This is a genomic window from Phenylobacterium sp., from assembly GCF_036264965.1.
Taxonomy (GTDB): domain Bacteria; phylum Pseudomonadota; class Alphaproteobacteria; order Caulobacterales; family Caulobacteraceae; genus Phenylobacterium.
Map to the genome: position 1 here is coordinate 32,336 of NZ_DATAPY010000124.1, position 19,988 is coordinate 52,323.

General features: G+C 68.2%; 24 protein-coding genes. 7 read left to right on the forward strand and 17 right to left on the reverse strand.

Translation table 11 applies throughout. The features are described from left to right. Positions 1 to 97: 97 nt before the first annotated feature. The 3 genes from VHS75_RS16445 to VHS75_RS16455 form a co-directional block, all read right to left on the reverse strand. Positions 98 to 565 (reverse strand): GNAT family N-acetyltransferase, encoded by a 468-nt coding sequence (locus VHS75_RS16445; RefSeq protein ID WP_329639696.1) that lies wholly within the window; start codon positions 563 to 565, stop codon positions 98 to 100. After that, entirely contained in the window at positions 562 to 2,433 is a 1,872-nt protein-coding gene (locus VHS75_RS16450) for a DUF885 domain-containing protein (protein WP_329639697.1), read from the reverse strand. The genes VHS75_RS16445 and VHS75_RS16450 overlap by 4 nt, the downstream gene beginning before the upstream one ends. A gap of 121 nt (positions 2,434 to 2,554) precedes the next feature. Next, complete coding sequence (locus tag VHS75_RS16455; protein WP_329639698.1) at positions 2,555 to 3,079, reverse strand: hypothetical protein; 525 nt, start codon at positions 3,077 to 3,079, stop codon at positions 2,555 to 2,557. Positions 3,080 to 3,206: 127 nt separating this feature from the next. On the opposite strand from VHS75_RS16455, the gene VHS75_RS16460 reads away from it, so the two are divergent. Further along, positions 3,207 to 3,485 carry a hypothetical protein gene (locus VHS75_RS16460; protein ID WP_329639699.1) on the forward strand — a complete coding sequence of 93 codons (279 nt, stop codon included), beginning with the start codon at positions 3,207 to 3,209 and terminating at the stop codon, positions 3,483 to 3,485. Between the two features lie 26 nt (positions 3,486 to 3,511). Here VHS75_RS16460 and VHS75_RS16465 read toward each other — a convergent pair whose 3' ends face one another. After that, positions 3,512 to 3,844 carry a cytochrome c gene (locus VHS75_RS16465; protein WP_329639700.1) on the reverse strand — a complete coding sequence of 111 codons (333 nt, stop codon included), beginning with the start codon at positions 3,842 to 3,844 and terminating at the stop codon, positions 3,512 to 3,514. A 111-nt stretch (positions 3,845 to 3,955) separates the two neighbouring features. Between VHS75_RS16465 and VHS75_RS16470 the strand changes: the two genes are divergently transcribed. The 3 genes from VHS75_RS16470 (at position 3,956) to VHS75_RS16480 (ending at position 5,354) form a co-directional block, all read left to right on the forward strand. After that, positions 3,956 to 4,084, forward strand: coding sequence for a hypothetical protein (locus tag VHS75_RS16470; protein WP_329639701.1), 129 nt, complete (start codon positions 3,956 to 3,958; stop codon positions 4,082 to 4,084). Between the two features lie 427 nt (positions 4,085 to 4,511). Beyond that, entirely contained in the window at positions 4,512 to 4,994 is a 483-nt protein-coding gene (locus tag VHS75_RS16475) for a nuclease (RefSeq protein WP_329639702.1), read from the forward strand. Between the two features lie 66 nt (positions 4,995 to 5,060). Continuing rightward, on the forward strand, positions 5,061 to 5,354 hold the full coding sequence (locus VHS75_RS16480; RefSeq protein WP_329639703.1) for a hypothetical protein: 294 nt from the start codon (positions 5,061 to 5,063) through the stop codon (positions 5,352 to 5,354). On the opposite strand, the gene VHS75_RS16485 is transcribed toward VHS75_RS16480, so the two are convergent. From VHS75_RS16485 to VHS75_RS16525, 9 genes are all read right to left on the reverse strand, one after another. Beyond that, positions 5,351 to 6,097 (reverse strand): AraC family transcriptional regulator, encoded by a 747-nt coding sequence (locus VHS75_RS16485; protein ID WP_329639704.1) that lies wholly within the window; start codon positions 6,095 to 6,097, stop codon positions 5,351 to 5,353. The genes VHS75_RS16480 and VHS75_RS16485 overlap by 4 nt on opposite strands. Positions 6,098 to 6,259: 162 nt before the next feature. Next, positions 6,260 to 6,862, reverse strand: coding sequence for an isochorismatase family cysteine hydrolase (locus tag VHS75_RS16490; RefSeq protein ID WP_329639705.1), 603 nt, complete (start codon positions 6,860 to 6,862; stop codon positions 6,260 to 6,262). Positions 6,863 to 6,915: 53 nt separating this feature from the next. After that, a complete protein-coding gene (locus VHS75_RS16495) occupies positions 6,916 to 7,143 on the reverse strand; it encodes a hypothetical protein (protein ID WP_329639706.1) in 228 nt (75 codons plus the stop codon). Positions 7,144 to 7,168: 25 nt separating this feature from the next. Beyond that, a complete protein-coding gene (locus tag VHS75_RS16500) occupies positions 7,169 to 7,582 on the reverse strand; it encodes a DUF3617 domain-containing protein (RefSeq protein ID WP_329639707.1) in 414 nt (137 codons plus the stop codon). Between the two features lie 68 nt (positions 7,583 to 7,650). Then, positions 7,651 to 7,881, reverse strand: coding sequence for a hypothetical protein (locus tag VHS75_RS16505; protein WP_329639708.1), 231 nt, complete (start codon positions 7,879 to 7,881; stop codon positions 7,651 to 7,653). Positions 7,882 to 8,068: 187 nt separating this feature from the next. Next, positions 8,069 to 9,079, reverse strand: coding sequence for a LysR family transcriptional regulator (locus tag VHS75_RS16510; protein ID WP_329639709.1), 1,011 nt, complete (start codon positions 9,077 to 9,079; stop codon positions 8,069 to 8,071). Positions 9,080 to 9,084: 5 nt separating this feature from the next. After that, positions 9,085 to 10,551, reverse strand: a complete 1,467-nt coding sequence (locus VHS75_RS16515; RefSeq protein ID WP_329639710.1) for an efflux transporter outer membrane subunit — start codon at positions 10,549 to 10,551, stop codon at positions 9,085 to 9,087. Between the two features lie 2 nt (positions 10,552 to 10,553). Continuing rightward, on the reverse strand, positions 10,554 to 12,083 hold the full coding sequence (locus VHS75_RS16520) for an MDR family MFS transporter (protein WP_329639711.1): 1,530 nt from the start codon (positions 12,081 to 12,083) through the stop codon (positions 10,554 to 10,556). Next, positions 12,080 to 13,231 (reverse strand): HlyD family secretion protein, encoded by a 1,152-nt coding sequence (locus tag VHS75_RS16525; RefSeq protein WP_329639712.1) that lies wholly within the window; start codon positions 13,229 to 13,231, stop codon positions 12,080 to 12,082. Before VHS75_RS16525 ends, VHS75_RS16520 begins: the two co-directional genes overlap by 4 nt. Positions 13,232 to 13,501: 270 nt before the next feature. Here VHS75_RS16525 and VHS75_RS16530 point away from each other — a divergent pair, with 270 nt between their 5' ends. Both VHS75_RS16530 and VHS75_RS16535 read left to right on the forward strand, forming a co-directional pair. Then, positions 13,502 to 14,437, forward strand: a complete 936-nt coding sequence (locus VHS75_RS16530; RefSeq protein ID WP_329639713.1) for a LysR family transcriptional regulator — start codon at positions 13,502 to 13,504, stop codon at positions 14,435 to 14,437. Positions 14,438 to 14,668: 231 nt separating this feature from the next. After that, the gene (locus VHS75_RS16535) at positions 14,669 to 14,902 is read left to right on the forward strand and encodes a hypothetical protein (RefSeq protein ID WP_329639714.1); all 234 of its coding nucleotides are present in this window, start codon (positions 14,669 to 14,671) and stop codon (positions 14,900 to 14,902) included. Between the two features lie 71 nt (positions 14,903 to 14,973). Here the strand turns inward: VHS75_RS16535 and VHS75_RS16540 are convergent, their stop codons facing one another. Together VHS75_RS16540 and VHS75_RS16545 are read right to left on the reverse strand one after the other, a co-directional pair. Continuing rightward, entirely contained in the window at positions 14,974 to 16,215 is a 1,242-nt protein-coding gene (locus VHS75_RS16540; RefSeq protein WP_329639715.1) for a type II toxin-antitoxin system HipA family toxin, read from the reverse strand. A 2-nt stretch (positions 16,216 to 16,217) separates the two neighbouring features. Beyond that, the gene (locus VHS75_RS16545; protein WP_329639716.1) at positions 16,218 to 16,547 is read right to left on the reverse strand and encodes a helix-turn-helix transcriptional regulator; all 330 of its coding nucleotides are present in this window, start codon (positions 16,545 to 16,547) and stop codon (positions 16,218 to 16,220) included. A 172-nt stretch (positions 16,548 to 16,719) separates the two neighbouring features. Between VHS75_RS16545 and VHS75_RS16550 the strand changes: the two genes are divergently transcribed. Next, on the forward strand, positions 16,720 to 17,445 hold the full coding sequence (locus tag VHS75_RS16550; RefSeq protein WP_329639717.1) for a hypothetical protein: 726 nt from the start codon (positions 16,720 to 16,722) through the stop codon (positions 17,443 to 17,445). Positions 17,446 to 17,509: 64 nt separating this feature from the next. Here the strand turns inward: VHS75_RS16550 and VHS75_RS16555 are convergent, their stop codons facing one another. Both VHS75_RS16555 and VHS75_RS16560 read right to left on the reverse strand, forming a co-directional pair. Next, positions 17,510 to 18,184, reverse strand: coding sequence for a JAB domain-containing protein (locus VHS75_RS16555; protein ID WP_329639718.1), 675 nt, complete (start codon positions 18,182 to 18,184; stop codon positions 17,510 to 17,512). A gap of 53 nt (positions 18,185 to 18,237) precedes the next feature. Then, complete coding sequence (locus VHS75_RS16560) at positions 18,238 to 19,935, reverse strand: hypothetical protein (protein WP_329639719.1); 1,698 nt, start codon at positions 19,933 to 19,935, stop codon at positions 18,238 to 18,240. Positions 19,936 to 19,988 lie beyond the last annotated feature (53 nt).

The following is a 19,988-nucleotide window of genomic DNA, read 5'->3' on the forward strand; positions in this document are numbered from 1 at the left end:
GGAGGTCTCCAGCCGGGAATTCGAGCGCGAATGCAACTGCGGAGAGTGATCCGCGACCGGAGCATTGCAAGGCCAAATCACCACGCTTCAGGCCGCCTCAGACGTCCTTGCGATAGACCAGGAAGCCGGACTTGTCGGCCACCCGGTCGTAGAGGCGCATGGCCGTGTGGTTCGTCTCGTGGGTCTGCCAGTAGACGCGGGTCGAGCCGGCCGCGCGCGCCGCGTCATAGACCGCCTCGATCAGGGCGCGGCCCACGCCGCCGCCGCGGGCCTCGGCCGAGGTGAACAGGTCCTGCAGGTAGCAGGTGAGCGCGGCGGCGGTGGTGGAGCGGTTGAAGAGGTAGTGGACGAGGCCGATCAGCTGGCCGTCCCGCTCTGCGACGAAGGCGTGGACCGGCTCGGCCGGATCGAAGAAGCGGCCCCAGGTGATATGGGTCACTTCGTCAGGCAGGGCGGTCGGGCCGGCGCGGCCGTAGAAGGTGTTGTAGCCGTCCCAAAGCGGCCGCCAGGCCTCGTAGTCCTCTCGTGCGACCGGCCGGATGGTGGGGTCGGAGACGCCGCTCAAAGGCTCACCACCCCGCCGGACTTCACGTAGCCGTCGACCACTTCGCCCAGCACGGTGAGTGGCACGGCGCCGGTCTTGACCAAGAGGTCGTCGAAGGTGCGCAGGTCATATTTGGCGCCGAGGCCGACCTTGGCGCGGTCGCGCAGGCGGTTGATTTCGGTGTGGCCCACCTTGTAGCCGCAGGCCTGGCCGGGGGTGCCGCAATAGCGGTCGATCTCGCTGGTCATCGAGGCCCGCGTGCGGCCGGAGTTGTCCATGGCCCATTGCACCGCTTGCTCGCGGCTCCAGCGCTTGGCGTGCAGGCCGGTGTCGACCACCAGGCGCACGGCGCGGAACTTCTGCGCCTGCAGGTAGCCCAGGCGGCCGGCCCAATCGTCGTCGTACATGCCGATCTCGTCGCCGAGCTGTTCGGCGTAGAGCGCGTAGCCTTCGACATAGGCGTTGAAGCCCGAGATCAGGATCCGCACCAGCGGCAGCTTGCCGGTCTCGGTGAGATAGGCGCCCTGCCAGGCATGGCCGGGAATGGTCTCGTGATAGGTCAGCGAGGGCAGGCTGAACTTCGGCCAGTTCTCGGTCGATTTCAGGTTGATGTAGTAGGTCGAGGGCCGCGAGCCGTCGATGGAGCCGGAGTTCATGTAGCCCTGGCCGGCGCCGTCCTGGATGTCGATCGGCACGCGTTTTACGTTCACCGGCGCCTTGAGCTTCAGGGCGAAGGCCTTGGAGAGCTTCGGCCGCACTGCGGCGATCAGGCCGTTCAGATAGGCGATCAGCTGCTCGCGGCCCGCGTCGGTATTGGGGAACAGGTACTTGGGGTCCTTGCCGAGCGCGGTCATCCGCTCGCCAACCGAGCCCTGGGTCAGGCCCTGGGCGCGCAGCAGGCCGTCCATCCTGGCCTCGATGGCCTTGTTCTGCTCCAGGCCCATGTTGTGGACTTCGTCGGGCGTCAGGTTGGTCGTGGTGCCCTGCTTCAACAGCCAGCGGTAGTAGGCCTCGCCGTTGGGCAGACGCCAGACGCCGGCGTCGTGGCCGGACTTGGGCTGCAGGCCTTTCAGCGTGGCGAGCTGGGCCGAGAGCGCGGGGTAGACCTCCTTCTCGACGACGGCGACGCAACGGGCCTCGTAGTCGCCGCTGAGCGCAGCCTCCCTGACCTTGCGCCCCAATGCCGTGGCCAGGCGGGCCTGGGCCGCCGGGATGGCCAGCAAGCCCTCCTGCTGGCCAATGGCGTTGGAGAGGATGAAGTCGGGCGCGATCACGCCCGCGCCGGCGTCCTTGCGGACCCGCTCGGTCTCCTGGGTCAGGGCGCGGGCCATGGCGTGGACGCGGGCGAGGTAGGCCTCGGCGTCGGCCTTGGTCTTCACCTGGTGCTGGCTGTCGAGAAATTCCGGAATGCCGGAATAGGCGCCCGACTGCTGGCTGACCACGTAAGGGCCGGCGCTCTCGCCCAGCGCCGAGAACAGGGTGTTCTCGCCATAACCGAAGGGTGCGGCCTCGCGGCCCAGCTCGAAGGCGTATTTTACCACCGCCTTGTTCAGCCGCGCGGCGGGGGAGAGCGCCGCGTCGGGGAAGGTCGCAAGCTTCGCCAGGCTCGCGCGGCACCACGCGCGGTCGTGGGTGATGTGGGCCATGGAGGCGTCGCTGAGTTGCGACTTCAGCGCCGCGCGCTTGCCGGTGTCGAGGCCGAGGCTGGTGGCGGTCTCCGGCGAGGCGGCCAGATACTGCTCGGAGACCGTGTCGAAGTAGCGGTTGATCGCCGCGTCGCCCGAGGCGGTTTCGTGGGCGGCGGCATGGCCGGCGGTCTTGCTCCTGCTCGCGGCGATCAGGCCTGCGGCGGCGCCGGTGGCGAGCAGGTGGCGTCGGTCGAGGTTCATGGGGGATCCGTCTGGAGATGAAGGGAGGGTTTTGCTCGTCCGGACCGTAGGGTCGCACCGGGCGCCGGAGCAAGCCGCGCCAGATTAACAAACGGACAGGCGCGGCGAACGGTCGGAACCGTCAGCCTTCCTCGCGGTCCAGGACGCCGCCCTTGGCGCTGATCCAGGTGACCAGGTCCCAGGCGTTGCGGATCGCGATCAGCAGCATGGCGACCACGCTGGCGGCGATCCCGCGCGCGGCCCAATCGGGCGCGATCCATGCCGCCGCAGCGGAGACCGCCAGCGCCAGGGTGGCCAGGAACGGGGCGACCCCGTAGCCCCAGAGGTCGGACCAGTGGGTCGCCTTGACGGACCCACCGACCAGCATGAACAGGGCCCGTCCGGTGAATGTCAGGCAGGCCGCGGCGCCGGCGAGGAAGAGAGCGCCGGTCACGGGTGCGGAGAGCCTGGGCGCGGTCGCCAGCGCGCTCAGCACGAGCACCATGGCCAGATGGGCGACGGTGGGCGTCATGAACACGCTCGCGCCGCGCAGCTTCAGTCCGGTTTCGCCGCCGCGGATCAGGGTGATGACGATGAACAGCAGGCCGATCAGCCCGCCGGCCGCGCCGCCGATCAACAGGTAGAACTCATCCCAGCCCGCGAACATGGGGCGAGCTTAGCGGGCGCGGTGCGCGGGCGACAGAGTCAACGGAACTTCATCCTATTCCTGAACGAGAGGTTAAAGCTGAGCTGTGTATGTGGCGGCCGAGTTTCATGAAGAGGCGTTCCCCCACATGTCCGATTTCCAGCTGAACAGCGTGACCACGCCGCCGCCGATCCAGGCGGTGCAACAGGCTGCGCCGCCGAAGCCGCCGAAGGCGCAGTCGGATCACAAGCCGGCCAACGAGGCGACCACCTCGCGCGGCCCTGCGGTGGTGCTGAGCGGCGGCCTGGCCAAGCCGACGGACAAGACCCGCAAGGACGCCTCGCAGGACGGGTCGTCGCAGAACGGCGGCCAGCCGACCCAGGGTAACAGCGTGGCGCTGGGCCAGCACGTCAATCACGTCATCTGACGCCTTCCGGCCCCGCGGCCTGGGCCCTAAGGGCTCGGCGGCGGGGTCGAGAAATTGTTCTCCAGATAGGCCTGGATCTGGTCGGCCTCGGCGTCAGACACCTCGGCGCCGCGTTGGATCATCTGGTTGATCAGGTCGCGCCAGTCGGCCTTGGGCCGCCGCACCTGGGTGATGAAGCCCGCGTCATGGCAGGTGACGCACTTGACCTGCATCAGCGCGAGGCCCGGATCGATCGCCGGCTTGTCCGCGGGCGGCGGTTGGGCGGCGGGGGCCGGCTGGCCTGGAGCCGCGCTTGCCAGCGCCAGGACGCCGATCGCGGTGAGCGCCGCTAGGGCGAGCGTGGGCCGGGCGTTGCGCATGGGGGTCCTCGTGGGGCGACGAAATCTCAGTTGCTCCCGTATCATGGCCTCGCGTGGTCCAGAACAAGTCGCCGCCGCCGCGGGTTAAGGCTCCAAAGGAGTCGTTATGCCATGGACACGCCTAAAGGCCTGCGAAAAGCCCACCGCCTCGGCGAACTGCTGCCCGTGCTGCTCGCATTCGCAGCGGTGGCGACAGCGACTGTGATGGCCTTCATCCACATCGCCCAGACGACCGGCTAACGGCGGATCTCCAGAAGGGCCCGGCGCCCTCAGGCCATGCCGTCGCGGGCGGCGATGCGCTGCGGTCGGGCGGTCGAGGCTTCGGACTAGCCTTGGATTCACGCAGGTTTCTGAAAACGCCGCGCATCTTGCGAAAGCGCACGCCGCTGCGGCGACCTATCTGTCCGGAGCAAGACCCATGGATGGGCCAGGAGTTGTGAAATGAAGATGTGCACCCCATCCGCGGCGACGACCCCGGATCGACGGTGATTGCGGCGCCCAGGCCGTGACCGTCGGCCTCCGCTACAAGCTCGGCCTCTAGGCTTCCCCCAGCCCCAGAGGTCGCCCGACGCCCCGCTGCCCCCACGGCCGGCCCAGGCCGGGGCGGGGCGTCGGGACCCCTGCCCCGAACCGCGATCAAAGCCACCGCAATCAGATGCTCGATATCATGACGATCAAGCCCATCTCCGTCCTGAGCCTGCTCGCGATGATGCCGCTTGCCGCGTGCTCCCGCGGTGCGTCACTTTTCACAGACGTCCAAGCGACGCGATCGCCACAGGTCACAGTCGTGGAAGCCGACGCACTGGTCGTCGACGGGCGCCCCGTCCGGCTGTCCAACGCCAACGCGCCGCAGCTCGCGCCGCAGGCGCACTGCTGGGCCGAAGGCCTTGCGGCGCGGCAGGTGCGCGAAACCGTTCAAGGCCTTGTCGCCGGGGCTCGCGAGGTGACCGTCACGCCGACCGGCGGGACGGACGAAGACAGCCGCATCTTCTCCCGGGTCGCCGTCAACGGCGTCGACCTGGGCGAGACCCTGATGAAGGACGGCTTGGCGGCCGCGCCGGGGGAGGCGCGATTTGATTGGTGCGGGCCGATGAGCATCGATCGGATCCGCTACCCCCGCCTCTCGGAATTGACCCGCGCCGGCGGCTGAGGGCTCGGCGGATTTTGGACGGCAGTCGTCAACGGCGCTCAGACGCCGGGTTGAAGGGAGATACGAATGGACCAAGCCATCACCGTGACGCCCAGCGGAAATGGCTGGAGCGTGAAGTCCACGCCGTTTGACAACGAGATGTTCTTTGCCAGCGGCAGCATGGCCGAAGCCGCCGCCCGCGATCTTGGAGCGCGGATCGCCGAGGTGAGTTTCGTGGTCGTGATTGAGGTCTTTCTCCGCGACGGCTCGCTGGCGGGGCGCTACGTCTCGGCGGCCCGCAAGTCTCAGGACCCGCAGCATCATTCGCGATGGGTTGAAGATGCGCATAAAGACCGCCGGCCGGCCCGGCAGTTCGACTAGCTCGCGAGCCGCTGGGCCACGGCGCTGCGATAGGCGGCCGGCGCCAGGCCCGTCAGGCGCCGAAAGGCGCTGGTCATATGGGCGTGACTGGAGAATCCCGCGCGGAACGACACGGTCGCCAGGCTGAGCGTGGGATCACGCAGCAGCTCTCGGACCCGCGCGATCCGCCGCGTCAGGATGAAATGGTGCGGCGCCTCACCGGTGGCCTGGCGGAAGGCGCGGGCGAAGTGGGCGGTGCTGAGGCCAGCCAGCGCGGCCAGTTCCTGCACAGTGATCTTGCTGTCGAGCTTGGATTCGATGTGGTCCATCACCCGGTGCAGTTTGAACGGGGACATCGCCGCGCGGCCGTGCGTCGGCGCGCCCCGGCCAATGACCTGCAGGGCGCGCTCCAGCATCGCCGTGCCGAGCGCGGCCAGGTAGCGGAGGTCGAGCGACGATTCCTGGACAAGCGCGCGCCGGGCCTCGATAGCCAGGGCGCGCACGCCCGGATCGACCGTCGTCCTGGGCAAATCACCGATGAGCGCGGCGATATAGGCGCGAGGGTCACCGCGCCCGGCCAGGGCGTCGCGGGGGAAGGTGAGGGAGAGCATCTCGATCGGCGCGTCATGCCGGACACGCGCGCGCATCCCGGGCAGCAGCAGAACGAAGGAGCCCGGCGCGCAAGAGACGCCGCGCGCCGGTGCGTCCTGGAAGGCGGCGACCGCCCGGCCGGCGTCGAACGCGAAATAGAGCTGCGGCCGCACGCCGTCGTAACTCCACTGCCCGCCAAGCGCCCCCAACTCGAACAGCGCGGCGCCGGTGTCGAGACGGAGCCTCTCAGCCTCCGTTTGGCGTCGCGGCGCCCTGGCGGCGAGAGGCGCCGACAGTTCAGGTTGCACCGACATCAAGCCTCCCTGCGGGTTCGTTCATGAAGACCTGCGAGGCAGGGCGCCGGCGATCTCCGCCGTGGTGACGACGGCCGCCTGCCTCGCGATGACCGTGTCGAGCACCACCGCATGCAGCTCCGCATCTGGGTCGGCGCAGCAATCGCGGGCGACGGCCAATCGATAGTCCAGATCGGCGGCATGGCGAACGGTCGACAGTACGACGCCGCTGGTGTGGACGCCGGCGAGCACCAGCGTGTCGATGCCATTGGCCCGCAGCAGCGTCTCCAGGTCCGTTCCGACGAACGGGCTGATGCGGTGCTTGACCACGATCGGTTCCCCCTCTCGCGGCGCTGCGGCCGGATGGATCGCGGCGCCTTCGCTCCCGGCTACCAACATTCCGTTGGCCTTCAGCGCCCCGAACAGCGGGTCGCGGGGGTTGACCTCGGGGTGACCGGGCCGGAAGGCGACAACGACATGGATCACCATCATGCGCGCGTCCCGCGCCGTGGCGATCAGCTCAGGCACGCGCGCGATCGCATCGGCGGACTGGGCAGACGTCATGAACCTGGTGAGGGCATCGACCTGATAGTCCATCACCAGCAGCGCGGCGCTCCGCGGATCAATGGGCGAAAGTTCAGGCACGAGTTCTCCTTATAGGCGGCGCGACGACGAGAGGCCGTGGACGCGCGGCGGCATCACCGCTCGGCCGCGTCGAGGAAGAGGACGGCCGAGTTGATCTCGCGGAAGAACTTATGGATGCGGGCCTTGAACCGAAGGTCCAGGGCCGGCGCCCAGTGGCTGAAATAGGGATCGCGGGTGATGACGCAAGTGAACGTCCACCCCGGTTTGCGCCCACAGCGCCGATAGGGGCCCGCCAGACCTTCGACGTCCTCATTTGACGCACCTTCGTCGTTGGTCGGCACATCGCGATCCAATCGTGAGACGGGCCTAGCCGAACGCCTTGGCGCCCAGCGGACAGGTTGCGGAAATGAGATGCGCGTCCACCGAGGCGCCGCCGGGCAAGGAAATCCCCAGCATCTTGGCCGTCCCGGTCGCGGTCATGTGGACTGTGGCGGCTGTATAGGCGCCCTTACCGCGCAGCTTGATCTTCTGCCCCTTCTTGTCGGCACAGGTGCCTTCAAAGTTGATGGCGCCGCTTGCCGCCGTGCTGACCGGATAGGTGCAGCGATAGATGTGGTTGCTGGGTCCGGAAAGGAATCTGGCGACGTCCTGCGGCTTGATGCACAGCCGATCCGGCGCGCCTTTCTGTCCCATCCAGTCCGTCCGGGTTTCCCAATAGCCGGGCGCGATGGCCGGCTGACCCGCAAACGCCGGCGCCGACGACGGCAGAAGCGCGAGCAACAGCAACCCGCTCCGCAGTCCGTGAAGGCCGTGCGGCTTCCGCGCGGGCGACGCTGAGGCCACCCAGCTCATTGGGGCCACCAACGGCGCGCCGCGGAAAGGTAGCGGCCGTCCAGCGAGCCGTCGCGAAGGAAGACCTCGACCACCACCGCCACACTGACCCGGACACGATTTGGTCCAGTGTCGGACTCGTCGGACTCCGCCGCGTTGGGGTCAGGAAACGGCATCTCACCGTCGCCGGCCGCGGACCACCAGGTCCAAGCCTTCGCCTCGGCTGGCGTCTTGAACGCTTGGGACATGGGACGCTCCTCTCAATATGGCCGTCCCTCGCTGGGCCCTGTTGGTCATTGCCGGCCTGAAGCCGGGCGAAGGGGGACGGTCTGTCTCATCCCCATCCTGCAAAAATGTCGGCCTATTGATAATGGCAAACATTTTGAATGGGGTCTTTGCTGGGGGCAAAGAATGCAATTTCGGGGGCGCGCCGGGTCATAGCGTCATCAGAAGACCGCGCAGCCAGCCGACCGGCGGCTCGGCGAGCCGATCCTTGCCGTAGAGCAGGCTCACATCCGCCCAGAGACCGGGTTGGGTCTGCATCACCCGCAGGCCGTCCCTCTGGCCCCAGGCTAGCGCCAGGCGGCACGGCGCCAGGCCAACCATGTCCGAACTCAGGACAATGGCCCGCGCTGAACAGAAGTCGGGAGTCATCACGCAGACCCGCCGCCGGAGCCCTAGCCTGGCCAGGTCCGCGTCCAGCGCGCCGGTGTCCTCCCAGCTCGATAGCAGCGTGACGGCGGATGATCCGGTGGCGGCGCGTGGCGAGGCGACCGCCACGTGCGGCGCGGCCATGATGGCTTCGAGCGTCGGCGGTCCCTGGGCGAGAGGATGGTCCGCGCGCACGATCCAGGCCAACGCTTCGCGCCGCAATCGCTCGCGCGCGAACCGCTCGGGCGATGCTGCGACGGCGCCGAGCACGAAGTCGACCTTTCCAGCATCCAGCTGTTGCGCGAGATCCGGGGAGCTCTCAGAGACGTGCAATCGCATGTTCGGCGCTCGCGCCCGCAGGCGCGCCACCAAGGCCGGGATCAGCAGCGCGCAGGCGCTGGCGTCCGCGACCACCCGGAAGCGTCGGTCGCTGGTCGCCGGATCGAATTCGGTCGGATGCAGCGCGCCCTGCAGTCTGCCGAGCGCGGCATGCAGCACCGGCGCGATCTCCATCGCCCTGGGCGTCGGCTGCAGGCCCTGGGCGGTGCGCTGGAACAGGTCGTCGCTTAAGACGTGGCGTAGGCGGCCGAGCGCATGGCTCACCGCCGATTGCGTCAAGTCCAGCCGCGCGCCGGCCCGGGTGACGCTGCGTTCCTCCAAGAGCACGTCCAGGACGCGGAGCAGATTGAGATCGAAAAGTGTCGCGTCAGGAGGAGGTCCGCTTCGGCCGACCCCGGGCGTCGGGCGGTCCAAAGCCGGCGCCACTGGAGGGTCCTTCAGGCGGCGTCCCGACATGGCGGTCAGTCGCCCGGCGTTCCGGTCCAGCCGCCCGCCGTCGCGACGAACAGCCGGGCGCTGTCGAGATATTGCCGCGTGCGCGCGTCGACCAGCCCTGAGAGCGAACGCTGATGGATGCGCTCGGCGTCGAGGATCTCCAGGACGCCGGAGTTCCCGGCCGCGAAGCTGCGGCGCGACAGGTCGAGGGATGAGGCGGTCACGGTCAAGGCCTGGCTCTGCGCCTCGACCGTCTGCTGATCGTGCGCCAGGGCCTGGAGCAGGTCGGCCACCTGTCCGAAGGCGCTCAGCACTGTGTCCTGATAGAGGGCGTCGGCGGCGCGCGCGTCCTCGATCGCGGCCTTGCGCTGCGCTTTGAGCGTCCCGCCGTGGAAGACGGGTGCGGTCAGGCCCGCGAAGACGTCATAGCCGCGGAACGCGTCCTTGAAGACATTCCCGCCGGTCGGCGCCGCCTGGCTGAGCGAGGCGCCGAGCGTGATGTCCGGATAGAGCCGCGCGGTGGCGACGCCGATCGCGGCGGTGGCGGCGTGAAGGTTGGCCTCGGCCTGCAGGATGTCGGGCCGCCGCCGGACGAAGGCGGAGGGCAGCGACACCGGTATGTTGGCCGGCAGCCGCAGGACGTCGAGATCCAGATCGGGCGCCTCGAACGCGGCCGGCGCGACACCGACCAGAGTTGCGAGCAGGTGCTGCGCCTCGCTCAGGGACTGATGAAGCGGCGGCAGGAGGGCCTGATCGGCGACCAGCTGGCTGCGGGCATTGAGCACCTGAACCACGGTGCCTTCGCCACCCCGCCGGCGCTGGTCGATGAGCTCGACGTTGTGCTGATCTTCGAGGATCAGCGCCTCCGCCGCGGCGATCTGCGAGCGGATCGCCGCGACCGTGATGGTCTGAATCACCACCTGTCCGGCGATCGCCAGATGGGCCGCCTGCGTCTGGCGCAATTGCGCCTCTGCTTCGGCGCCTGCCTGTTCGATCCGCCGCCGCCGGCCGCCGAAGAGGTCGAGGTCGTAAGAGACCCCGCCGCCGACCGTGTAGAGGTCGAAGTTGGGATTGCTTGAAAGTCCCGGCAGGCTCACTGGCCTGAAGCCGAAGCCCGCGAGATTGACCTCCTGGTGTTCGACGCGAGCGTTCACGTCGACCTGGGGCAGGGCGGAGCCCCGCACCGCGGCGAGCTCCGCCCGGCTGCGGGCCAAGGTGGCGTTGCTCGCCGCCAGGGAGCGGTTGTTGGCGATGGCCCGGTCGACCAGGGCGTCGAGCGCCGGCGAGCCGTAGGCCGCCCACCAGCGGAGCGGCGCGTCCCCTGATATGGCCACGGGCCCGCCGGCCGGTGTGGCGGCGGCCTGAGCTTCCGAGGGCGGCAGATAGGCGGTCGTCGCGGGCGCCGCAGGGCGATGGAAGTCTGGGCCGACGACGCAGCCGGCCAGCCCGAGGGCAAGCAGGGGCGTCAGGGCGAGGAAACGGAAGCGGCGCATGATCATTCCAGATGGAGGCTGACGCTCGGCGCGCCGCGGCGCGGCGAGCGCATGAGCAGGATGAGCGGAACCGCGGCGATCGCCAGGACGCCGAGCAGCCAGAAACCGTCGATATAGGCGACCATCTGGGCCTGCCGCTCGACCTCGCCGGAAAGGGCGGCGATCCCCGTCGGATCGGAGAGGCTGAAATGCCCTGGCATGGTGGCCACGGCGGGATTGTCCAGGCGCAGGCCTTCGGCGAGTCGCGCGCGCACCGTCTCGGTGTTGCGGTAGCTCAACACGGAGAAGGCCGAGATGCCGATGCTAGAGCCAAGGTTGCGGATCAGGGTGAACATCGCCGCGCCCTCGTTGCGGAAGTGCGCGGGGAGGGTGGCGAAGGCGAGGGTGGAGAGCGGCACAAACAGCAGGCCCGTGCCCATGCCCTGGCAGAACCCGGCGAAGGTCACGAAGCTTTGGCCCATCTGCAGCGACATGCCGCTCAACATGAACACCGCGACCGCGGTCAGCAGCAGGCCGCAAAACATCAAAAGCCGAGCATCGACCTTGTTGGCGATGCGCCTGACCACGGTGATCGAGACCAGGGTGCCGATCCCGATCGGGGCCATGACGAAACCCGTAGTCACCACCGGATAGCCCATCAGGGTCTCCAGCAGTTGCGGCAGAATGGACAGCACCCCGAAGACCAGCACGCCGAGCAGGAATCCCAGCACGCTGCAGAACAGGAAGTTGCGGTCCGCAAAGAGCCCGAGCTCGATGAACGGCCGCGGCGCGGTGAGCGTCTGGACGATGAACATGAACAGGAACATGCCGAATGCCGCCGCCTCGAAGCGGATTTCGGTCGAATAGAACCAGTCGAGCTGCTGGCCGCGGTCGAGAAACAGCTGCAACGCCCCGATCGCCAAGCCGAGCGTGGCGAAGCCGAACAGGTCGAGCTTGACCGGCTTCGCCGACCGCGTCTCGGCCAGGAAGAGCGACAGGCCGATGAAGGCGAGGAGGCCAATCGGCAGGTTGATGTAGAAGACCCAGCGCCAGGACAGGTTGTCGGTCAGCCAGCCGCCGAGCACCGGGCCGAGGATCGGCCCCAGGATCGCCCCCATCGTCCAGACGGCCATCGCCTGCCCGTGTTTCTCAGGCGGATTGATATCCAGCAGGATCGCCTGGCTCATGGGCAGCAGCGCGGCGCCGAATACGCCCTGCAGCAGCCGGAAGCCGACGATCTCGCCGAGGTTGGTTGCGATCCCGCAGAGCCCCGAGGCGATGGTGAAGCCCAGGATCGAGACCAGCATCAGCCGCTTGCGGCCGAAGCGGCCGGCGATCCAGCCGGTGAGCGGGATCGTGATGGCGGCGGACACGATGTAGGAGGTGAGCACCCAGGAGATCTGATCGCGCGACGCTGAGACGCTGCCCTGGATGTGCGGCAGCGCGACGTTGGCGATGGTCGTGTCGAGCGAATTCATCAGGGTCGCGGCCATCACCGAGGCGGTGATGAACAGCCGCGTCGCGGCGTCGGGCAGGCCGTCGGCCTGGGTCATGGCGCAGCCGCGGCGACCGCCACGCTCCGCGCTGGCTTCGGGTCGCCGCCGAACAGATGGCGGCGATGCCCGGTGTCGACCGTCACCGAAGCACTGAGACCGGCATGTAGCGGCAGGTTGCCGGGCGTCGGGCCGAGGGCGAATTCAACCGGCAACCTCTGCGTCACCTTCACCCAGTTGCCGGTCGCGTTCTCCGGCGGCAGCAGCGAGAAGGTGTTGCCGGTCCCAGGGCTGAAATTCGCCAACCGGGCCTGCAGCTTCAGGTCGGGGAAGGCGTCGAGCTTCACCGTCGCAGGCTGGCCCAGCCGCATGTAGTGCAACTGGTCTTCCTTGAAGTTGGCCTCGATCCAGAGGCTGGTCCCGACCAGGGTGAAGACCGGCTTCGACGCCTCCACATAGTTGCCCACCGGCAGCTGGTCGACGCGGGTGACGATGCCGTCCTGCGGCGCGCGGACGGTCGTGTAGCCAAGCTTGAGATTGGCCTGGTCGAGCGCCGCCTGGGCCTCGCGGACGATCGGGTTCTCATCGACCGGCCGAGAGGCCTCGCCGCCCAGGCTCGCCAGCACGCTGGCGTTCTGCTGGGCGACGGTCTCGATCTGCTGGCGGGCGGCGACGGCGGCCAAGGCGGCGGTGTCATATTGCGCCTGGGACGAGATGCCCTGGCCGAGCAGCTCCTGTTGCCGGTCGCGCTCGCGCTCGGCGAAATGCAATCGGTCCTGTGCGGCCTTCAGTTCGGAGGCGCCCTGGCGATAGTTGGCCTGCAGGGCCGCGATCCGCAGGCGGGCCGAGGCGAGCTTCGCCGCCGCTTCGTCGACCATCGCCTGGTAGGGCGCCGGGTCGAGGCGGAACAGCATCTCTCCGGTCCGAACCTGCTGATTGTTGGTCACCCCGACTGCCACCACGCGGCCCGGGACGTTGGCGCTGACCTGGACCTTCACCGACTGCACATAGGCGTCGTCGGTCGCCTCGGTGCGGCCGCCGTGCAGATAGATGAACAGGCCTCCGGCGATGGCCACGACCGGCGCCGCGAACATCAGGGGCTTGCGGTAGCGGGCCCGGCGGGTGTGGGGCTCGGGGTTGTCGTTCACGCCAGCTGCGAACGCGCCACGGTCTTCCACCGGGATCCTGGCAGGATTGGCATCGTTCATTTCAGCCAGCGCCCCGGGCGCGGCGCGTCTTGCAGTCGGTCATGGCGTATCTCCCGTTTGGGCGTGACCAGGGCGGCTTGCTCGCTGAGGTCGTTGGCGCAGAATCGATCCCCGGGCGTCTTCGCCCTTTCCAGGACCTCGGAGCGCCCGATTGGTTCGTCGAGGCGGGCGGCTGGATCGGCACACCGCGCCGGGACAGCTAACTTGAAGCGGCCGCGGCCTTTTGATAACCGCACACTTTCTGAAGGGGTTATTTGGAGTTCAAGAAGAATGACCCGCGTCCAACTCACTGAACTCAGCGCCTTCGTGGCGGTCGCGGAACACCGCAGCTTCACCAAGGCGGCGGCGCAGGTGGGGATCGCCCTGCCGACGATGAGCCAGACGATCCGCTCGCTTGAGGAGCAACTCGGGGTCCGGCTGTTCAACCGCACCACCCGCAGCGTCGCGTTGACGGAAGCCGGTGAGCGCCTGCTCGCGGAAATCCAGCCGATCCTCGACGGCGTCGATCACGCCCTGGAGAGCGTCAATGCCTTCCGCGACAAGCCGATGGGAACCCTGCGCCTGGCCGCATCGCGGCCGTTCGCGACCATGCTGCTCGCGCCGCTCATCGCGCCGTTCCTGGCGGAGTATCCCGCCATTCGCGTCGAGATCGCGATCGACGACACCAACAGCGACATCGTCAGTGGTCGTTTCGACGCCGGAATCCGCGTCGGTCATCGCGTCGAGCGCGACATGACCATCCTGCGCATTAGCGACGGCTTCAGGATCCTGGCGGTCGCTGCGCCGGCTTACCTGCGGACCCATGCGGCGCCGGTGCATCCGCGGGACCTGCATTCGCACAACTGCGTCCGCTTCCGCTCACCCTGGGACCAGGTGATCGTGCCCTGGCTGTTTACCCGCGACGGCGAGCAGATCGAGACCGCCGTCGAGGGCTCGCTGACCGTCAATGACATCGACCTGATGCAGAGGGCTGTCCTCGACGGCGTCGGCGTTGGCTATCTCCCGGAGCAGATGGCGGCTCCCTACCTGGCGCAAGGCCAACTGGTGGAGGTGCTGGAGGGTTGGAGCCGATCCATTGACGGCGTGTTCCTCTATCATCCCAGCCGGCGTCAGACGCCGATGCCGCTCACGCTCTTCCTGCGATTCATCGAGACATGGCGAAAGCGCCATCGGCAGGCCCGCCCGGCATCGGCGGACGCCGCCTGACCCGGGTCTTCGCGGAGGCGATCGCCGGGCCGGCGTGATGCGGACCGGCAACCTTAAGAGGGCTTCAAAGCAGGCCGAGAGCCTTGAAGCTGAGTTGCCGCGCGGCTTCGACTACCGTTTCACCGGCCAGTTCGTGAGCTAGCTCGGAGTTGACGTAGCTCGGAATTATGGACGCCCGCTCGTCAGGCGTGAGCGGTGTTGAAGCCTTCTCCCTCGTCATCGAGGAAGCGCATGCACGCCTTTATAGAGGAGTTGGACCTACACCTGCGGGACCATCCGTCCGAAGCGCTCTCCAAGTGGCTCGCCTGGGCGCGCCAGCATGCCGACGCCCTTGATCCTTTCTCGGCGTCGAACCTTCACGACCTGGAGGCCCATGCAGCCATTCTAGCCAAGCCGAAGCGCGGGAAGATGGAGTCAGACGAGAAGGAGCTGCGAGTGCTCGGTCTGTTGGACGAGTATCTCTAGGAGGATGAGATCCAGTGTCACTTGGATTGAGTGGTTGGATCAGACCAAGGCGGACAAATGCTAGGGTTCTCTCAGTTGATCGCCTTGGCGAGATCCTCATGCTCGAAGGCGCTGGCCATGCGGTCGGTCTGGTTTGTGGTCAGCCCGTGCTGGAGCGCGGTCTCACGCCACGTCGATACGGCCGCGCCGACCTCGCGGGCGATGGCGTCCGCGTCGGCTTGGCCGAGCGTAAAGTAACGGGCGACCTGCAGCGCCGTGCCCAAGGAGGCCTCGGGGTCGGTCTCGTTAAGAGCCAGGGCGTGGACCCGCGGCTTCACGTCGGTGGGCATGGGGTTGAGGTCGTAGGCCGGCGAGAGCCGCCAGCCCCGCGGGTCGCGCAGGAATCCATGGTTGCGCAGGTGGTCATCGGTATTGGAGATCAGGATATTGAAGACCATGCGCCGCCAGAGTTGGACGGCGTCGCCGGGAGCGTCGGCGCCGCCCTGGCGCAGCACGTCCACCAGTTCCAGGTAGCTGCGGGTCTCGCCGTCGGCGGCGCCGAGCGCGGTAAGTGCTGAACAGAAGGGCTTGCGCTGGCCGCTGGCCGACCGATCGAAGCGCGTCATCATGAACACCGGCCTCTTGGCCACATGGCGCAGTTGGAATGCGGGGACGACGACGCCGGCGCGCTCGGCCAAGGTCATGGCCACGGACTCCCAGATCGGGACCGGCCAGTCGTCGGTCTGGCTGGGGAACTTGGCCATCAGCAACTGGCCATCGGCGCTGAGCACCGACGCCTTCGGGCGGGCGCCGCCGAGCGAGCTGCCCGGCGCCAGCAGCAGGCGCAGGTCCCCGTCGGTCTCCTTGTCGTCGAGGATGCGGCGGGCGGCGCCCAGCAGCTTGGGTAAGGCGACCAGCGGCGGCACGGGGCGGGCGTCGGCAGTCTGAAAGGCCTGGGCACCCACGTCGCGGAAGCGCAGGGCGCCGAGGCGCGTCTGATCCTCCACCAGCATCAGGAAATCCGCCTCCATCAGGGTGCGGGGCGCGCGGCCCTCGGCCTTGGCGGCGGCGCGCTCGCGGCGGCCCATGAGGTTGCGGCCCCAGCGGTCAGGCGCCGGGTCGCTGAAGGCGTTGAATAGGCCGCCGTCCCAGTGAGCGTCGCCGCGGACTAAGGGCAAGTTGGGGTCGAGTGAGAACGCGCCACCTAGGCCCAGCCAAGCCGGGTCGTATGCGAAGGAGCAGGTTTGGCGGGCGCCCTTCGCCCGAGCCCACAGCCGGCCAACCGGTCGGGTCGCGCCGTCCCAGTCGATATGCACTTCGATCTCGCGGTCCATTTTTAGCGGACCTCAGCCTTGGCGCGCACCCGCTTGGGCAACTGCTCCTCAGCCAGGGTGAGGCCCACCCGGTCGGTGGTCGGATCGGCCAGCATGCCCAGGCGGTCGGCGAGGCCCAACACGAATAGCACCGTGGCGTAAATGCCGAGCGCCACGCCGGGGTCGCCCCGTTCCACCCGGGTGATAGTGTTGCGGCCAACGAAGGCGCGTTCCGCTAGGGCGGCGATGGTCATGCTGCGGCGCCGCCGCGCGGTGGAGATGTCGCGTCCTAGCGTCGCCAGGGCGCGGCTGATCGGCAGGGGAAGGGCGGACTGAGCCTTTGACGCTTTCATCTTTGCACCAGAAATCGATAGCTAAGAACGGTAACGCACCATTTATGGGGCGCGCCGCCTTTACGCAAGCCTAATGGCAAGATGGATGCACCAAAAATCATGCGTTCTGTAACTTAGTGCTCAAAATATGGTGCATATCCCCAAAGCCTAAGCCGTCTTCAGGGAGTCGAACGTGGCCCGCAAACGCTTCACTCGGCAGCAGCTCCATGAGCTGGTTTGGACCCGCCCGATGCGCGATCTGGCAGCGGAAATTGGGATTTCGGACGTTGGCCTGAAGAAGGTCTGCGTGAAGTACGGCAAGATTGGCGTTTACGAAACCGTAGAGCGGCGCATCCATCGGCTCACGCCCGAGGAGCAGCGGAAGACCCAGAAGGGCACGTGGTTCTATGCGCCGAAGTACGACTATCTCAGCTCTAACCAATTTTCGATCCGGCGGAGTGACTACGACACCTACCTTCAGGACGGCCGCAATCTGCGTGTAGAGGACCGTCTCAACGAGGTGATGCGCATCCTGGTAGGGCGGGCCTTCGCAGCCCGGGAAAACAAACGCCTGGAGGGTATCCGGGCGGCGGAGGCGGCAGCGCGAGCCGCCAGGCAAGCCGAAATCCAAAAGCTCCAGGCCACGCAAGTCGCGGTGATCGAACGGCTCCATGCACAGGCATCAGCATGGAGAAAAGCTCAGGATCTTCGGACCTTCATAGCCGCGGTGGAAGATGCGCCGGACCTCTGCGCGGATGCTCGGCGATCGGGGTGGCTGAGTTGGGCCCATGACCAAGCGGATGCTGTTGACCCGCTGTCCCCGGATCCTGCCCGCGTCCTCCAGGTGGATTTCGAGGCGTTCGCCCGACTTCAGGCGCTTACGAAGGCGCCTGCAACTGGGGACGGTAAGGGGATGTAAGTGGGGACGGTTTGTCGGGAGTGACTAGGCTCCCAAGGGGATCTTCACGGTCAATCACATCCAGTCATAAAGGCAGATTATTCAAGGGGTTCATCCGGTTTAGGCCGTGATCCTGCGGGACGAAAGTTCCCTGAGTGGGATGGTTGTGCACCAGGATCACCGCGCTGGCCGACAGTTCGAGGGCGCGGCGCACCACTTCGCGCGGATAGACCGGGGCGTGATCGACGGTGCCGCGGTTCATCACCTCGTCGGCGATCAACTGGTTCTTCTTGTCGAGGAAGAGGACGCGGAACTGCTCGCGCGCCTCGTGCGCCAGGGCGGTCTTCACATAGGCCAGCAAGGCCGACCATGAGGAGATCACCGGGCGGCGGGCCACCTGCTCGCGGGCTGAGCGCAGGGATGCTTCGTGCAGCAGCTTGAGGTCCAGGGCGAGCGCCTCGCCCACGCCTTTGACGGTGCGCAGTTCCTCGGGCGTCGCGCCCAGCACGCCGCCGAGCGAGCCGAAACGCGCCAGCAGCTGCTTGGCCAGCGGCTTGACGTCGCCGCGCGGGATGGCGCGGAACAGGTAGAGCTCCAGGAGCTCGTAGTCGGGCAGAGCCGCCAGGCCACCGGCCGTCGCGCGGTCGCGCAGGCGGTCGCGGTGGCCGAGATAGTGCGGGCGGTCCTTGGGCGCGCGCCGCGGGGTCAACCAGAGGTCAGGCTGAGCGCCGGCGTCCTCGACGGAAAGCGGAGTGTCCATGGGCGAGTAATGTTCCCCATGTGTTCCGAATTGGCAAGGAAAAGCGTCACTGTCTAGATGAGCGCCAGCGACGCCTTGGCAAGGTCGCCTCGCCAGACCTTCCTGGCCTCGGCCATGTCGCGGGCGGCGTCGGCGGCGTGGCCCTGTTTGGCCTCGGCCTGCGACAGCACCTTGAGGGCCAGGGCGTCCTGCGGCCAGGCGGCGAGGCTGGCCCTGGCTTCGCGCACCGCGTCGTCGGGCTTGCCGGCGGCGAGGTCGGCGGCGGCCAGGCTGCGGCGGACCGGATACCACCAGGGCGGCGGGTCGAAGTTCTTGGCGAAGGGATAGGCCTTTTCCTGGCGCGTGGCGGCGCGGCCGAAGGCTTCGGCGGCCTTGGCCGGGTCGTGGCTGAGCAGCGCCGCGCGGCCGATGAGGACATCGGCGGCGATGGCGGCCTGATCGGCGTTGCCGGTCTCGCTGGCTTTCTGGGCTTCCGCGCCGAGGGCGCTCAGCGCCTCGGCCTCGCGCTGCACGCCGGCCGCGTCGCCGCGGGTCGCGAAGGCCTCGCCGCGGGCGTAGTGGCGATAGAGGCGCACGTAGCGCGGGTCGGCGGCGTTGTCGGGCAGGGCCAGCGCCCGGGCCGGCGCATAGCGGCCATAGGCCACCAGGCTGCGGGCGTCGACGGTGGTGCGCTGGTCGGCGGTGCGCTGCACCCGGGTCAGGCCGGCCGGCAGCATGATCTTGCCGTCGTCCGCGCCGGCCGGGAAGGCCACGTCGGCGTGGTCGGCGTACTTGAGCGCGAGCTTGGCGTCGCCGGCCATCAGGGCGCCTGCGAGCCCGAAGGTGTAGTTGTGCAGATAGTACATCTGGCTGGAGAGCGGGCCCTGGTAACCCAGCCGCGCCTCGGTGTCGGCGTCGACCTTCAGGGCCTCGGCGTCGACGATGGCGACCTGCTCGTACTGGCCGACGTGCATCAGGGTGTGGGCCGCCATGTGCACCAGATGGCTGGCGCCGGGCGCCAGGCGCGCCAGCTTCTCGGCGTAGGGCAGGGCCTCGCCCGGGCGGCCTTCGAACTCGGTGGCGTGGATGTAGTAGTGGATCGCGGCGGTGTCGTCGGGATGCCGCGCCAGCACGCCCTTGATCAACTCGGTGGCGCGGGCGACCGCCTGCGGGTTGCCGCCGCGGCCGGGGATCATCAGCGCCTGGCCCGCCAGGTTGGCGATCTCGTCATCGGCCGGGTAGCGCCGGGCGAGGTCGTCCATGGCCTTGCCGAAGTCGAGATCGCGGACCAGCGGCTTGTCCTTGGCGGAGCGGAGGATGATCGCGTCGATCAGACCCTGGGTCCGCATGTCGCCGGGTTTGGCCAGCTTCTTCGCCCGCTCGGCATGACTGAGGGCGAGCGCCGTTTCCTCTTCCGTCACGCCATAGTTCAGCGTCGGGCCGAGACCCAGCGCCACGCCCCACTCGCAGAGCGCGCAGTTGGGATCCAGTTCCGCGGCCTTGGCGAAGGCGGCGCGGGCTTCGTTGTGGTTGAAGGCGTGATAGAGGTTGAGGCCCTCGTTGTACCAGGCCTGGGCCTGGGCGTTGGCGGTGTCGGCGGGCGAAGACCCGTTGCCGACGCCGGCCAGCATCACCGCATTGGCCGCCGTGGCGACCGGCCCGCGATGCTCCGCCCCGCAGATGTAGCCGATGCCGAGGGCCGTGGCGTCGGCGCCCACGGCGGTCGGAATCGCGATGGCCAGCGCGGCGATGGCGGCGGCTGCGGCTTTCATGGCGGTCCCTCCCAAGACGATCGCGGCCAGGGTCGGGCGTTTTCGCGGGCGCG

Coding starts and splice junctions, on each gene's coding strand:
- VHS75_RS16450 (WP_329639697.1), bottom strand. CDS start 2,433: ATGAACCTCGACCGACGCCACCTGCTCGCCACCGGCGCCGCCGCAGGC.
- VHS75_RS16455 (WP_329639698.1), bottom strand. CDS start 3,079: ATGTTCGCGGGCTGGGATGAGTTCTACCTGTTGATCGGCGGCGCGGCC.
- VHS75_RS16460 (WP_329639699.1), top strand. CDS start 3,207: ATGTCCGATTTCCAGCTGAACAGCGTGACCACGCCGCCGCCGATCCAG.
- VHS75_RS16465 (WP_329639700.1), bottom strand. CDS start 3,844: ATGCGCAACGCCCGGCCCACGCTCGCCCTAGCGGCGCTCACCGCGATC.
- VHS75_RS16470 (WP_329639701.1), top strand. CDS start 3,956: ATGGACACGCCTAAAGGCCTGCGAAAAGCCCACCGCCTCGGCGAACTG.
- VHS75_RS16475 (WP_329639702.1), top strand. CDS start 4,512: ATGACGATCAAGCCCATCTCCGTCCTGAGCCTGCTCGCGATGATGCCG.
- VHS75_RS16480 (WP_329639703.1), top strand. CDS start 5,061: ATGGACCAAGCCATCACCGTGACGCCCAGCGGAAATGGCTGGAGCGTG.
- VHS75_RS16505 (WP_329639708.1), bottom strand. CDS start 7,881: ATGTCCCAAGCGTTCAAGACGCCAGCCGAGGCGAAGGCTTGGACCTGG.
- VHS75_RS16510 (WP_329639709.1), bottom strand. CDS start 9,079: ATGTCGGGACGCCGCCTGAAGGACCCTCCAGTGGCGCCGGCTTTGGAC.
- VHS75_RS16515 (WP_329639710.1), bottom strand. CDS start 10,551: ATGCGCCGCTTCCGTTTCCTCGCCCTGACGCCCCTGCTTGCCCTCGGG.
- VHS75_RS16520 (WP_329639711.1), bottom strand. CDS start 12,083: ATGACCCAGGCCGACGGCCTGCCCGACGCCGCGACGCGGCTGTTCATC.
- VHS75_RS16525 (WP_329639712.1), bottom strand. CDS start 13,231: ATGAACGATGCCAATCCTGCCAGGATCCCGGTGGAAGACCGTGGCGCG.
- VHS75_RS16530 (WP_329639713.1), top strand. CDS start 13,502: ATGACCCGCGTCCAACTCACTGAACTCAGCGCCTTCGTGGCGGTCGCG.
- VHS75_RS16535 (WP_329639714.1), top strand. CDS start 14,669: ATGCACGCCTTTATAGAGGAGTTGGACCTACACCTGCGGGACCATCCG.
- VHS75_RS16540 (WP_329639715.1), bottom strand. CDS start 16,215: ATGGACCGCGAGATCGAAGTGCATATCGACTGGGACGGCGCGACCCGA.
- VHS75_RS16545 (WP_329639716.1), bottom strand. CDS start 16,547: ATGAAAGCGTCAAAGGCTCAGTCCGCCCTTCCCCTGCCGATCAGCCGC.
- VHS75_RS16555 (WP_329639718.1), bottom strand. CDS start 18,184: ATGGACACTCCGCTTTCCGTCGAGGACGCCGGCGCTCAGCCTGACCTC.
- VHS75_RS16560 (WP_329639719.1), bottom strand. CDS start 19,935: ATGAAAGCCGCAGCCGCCGCCATCGCCGCGCTGGCCATCGCGATTCCG.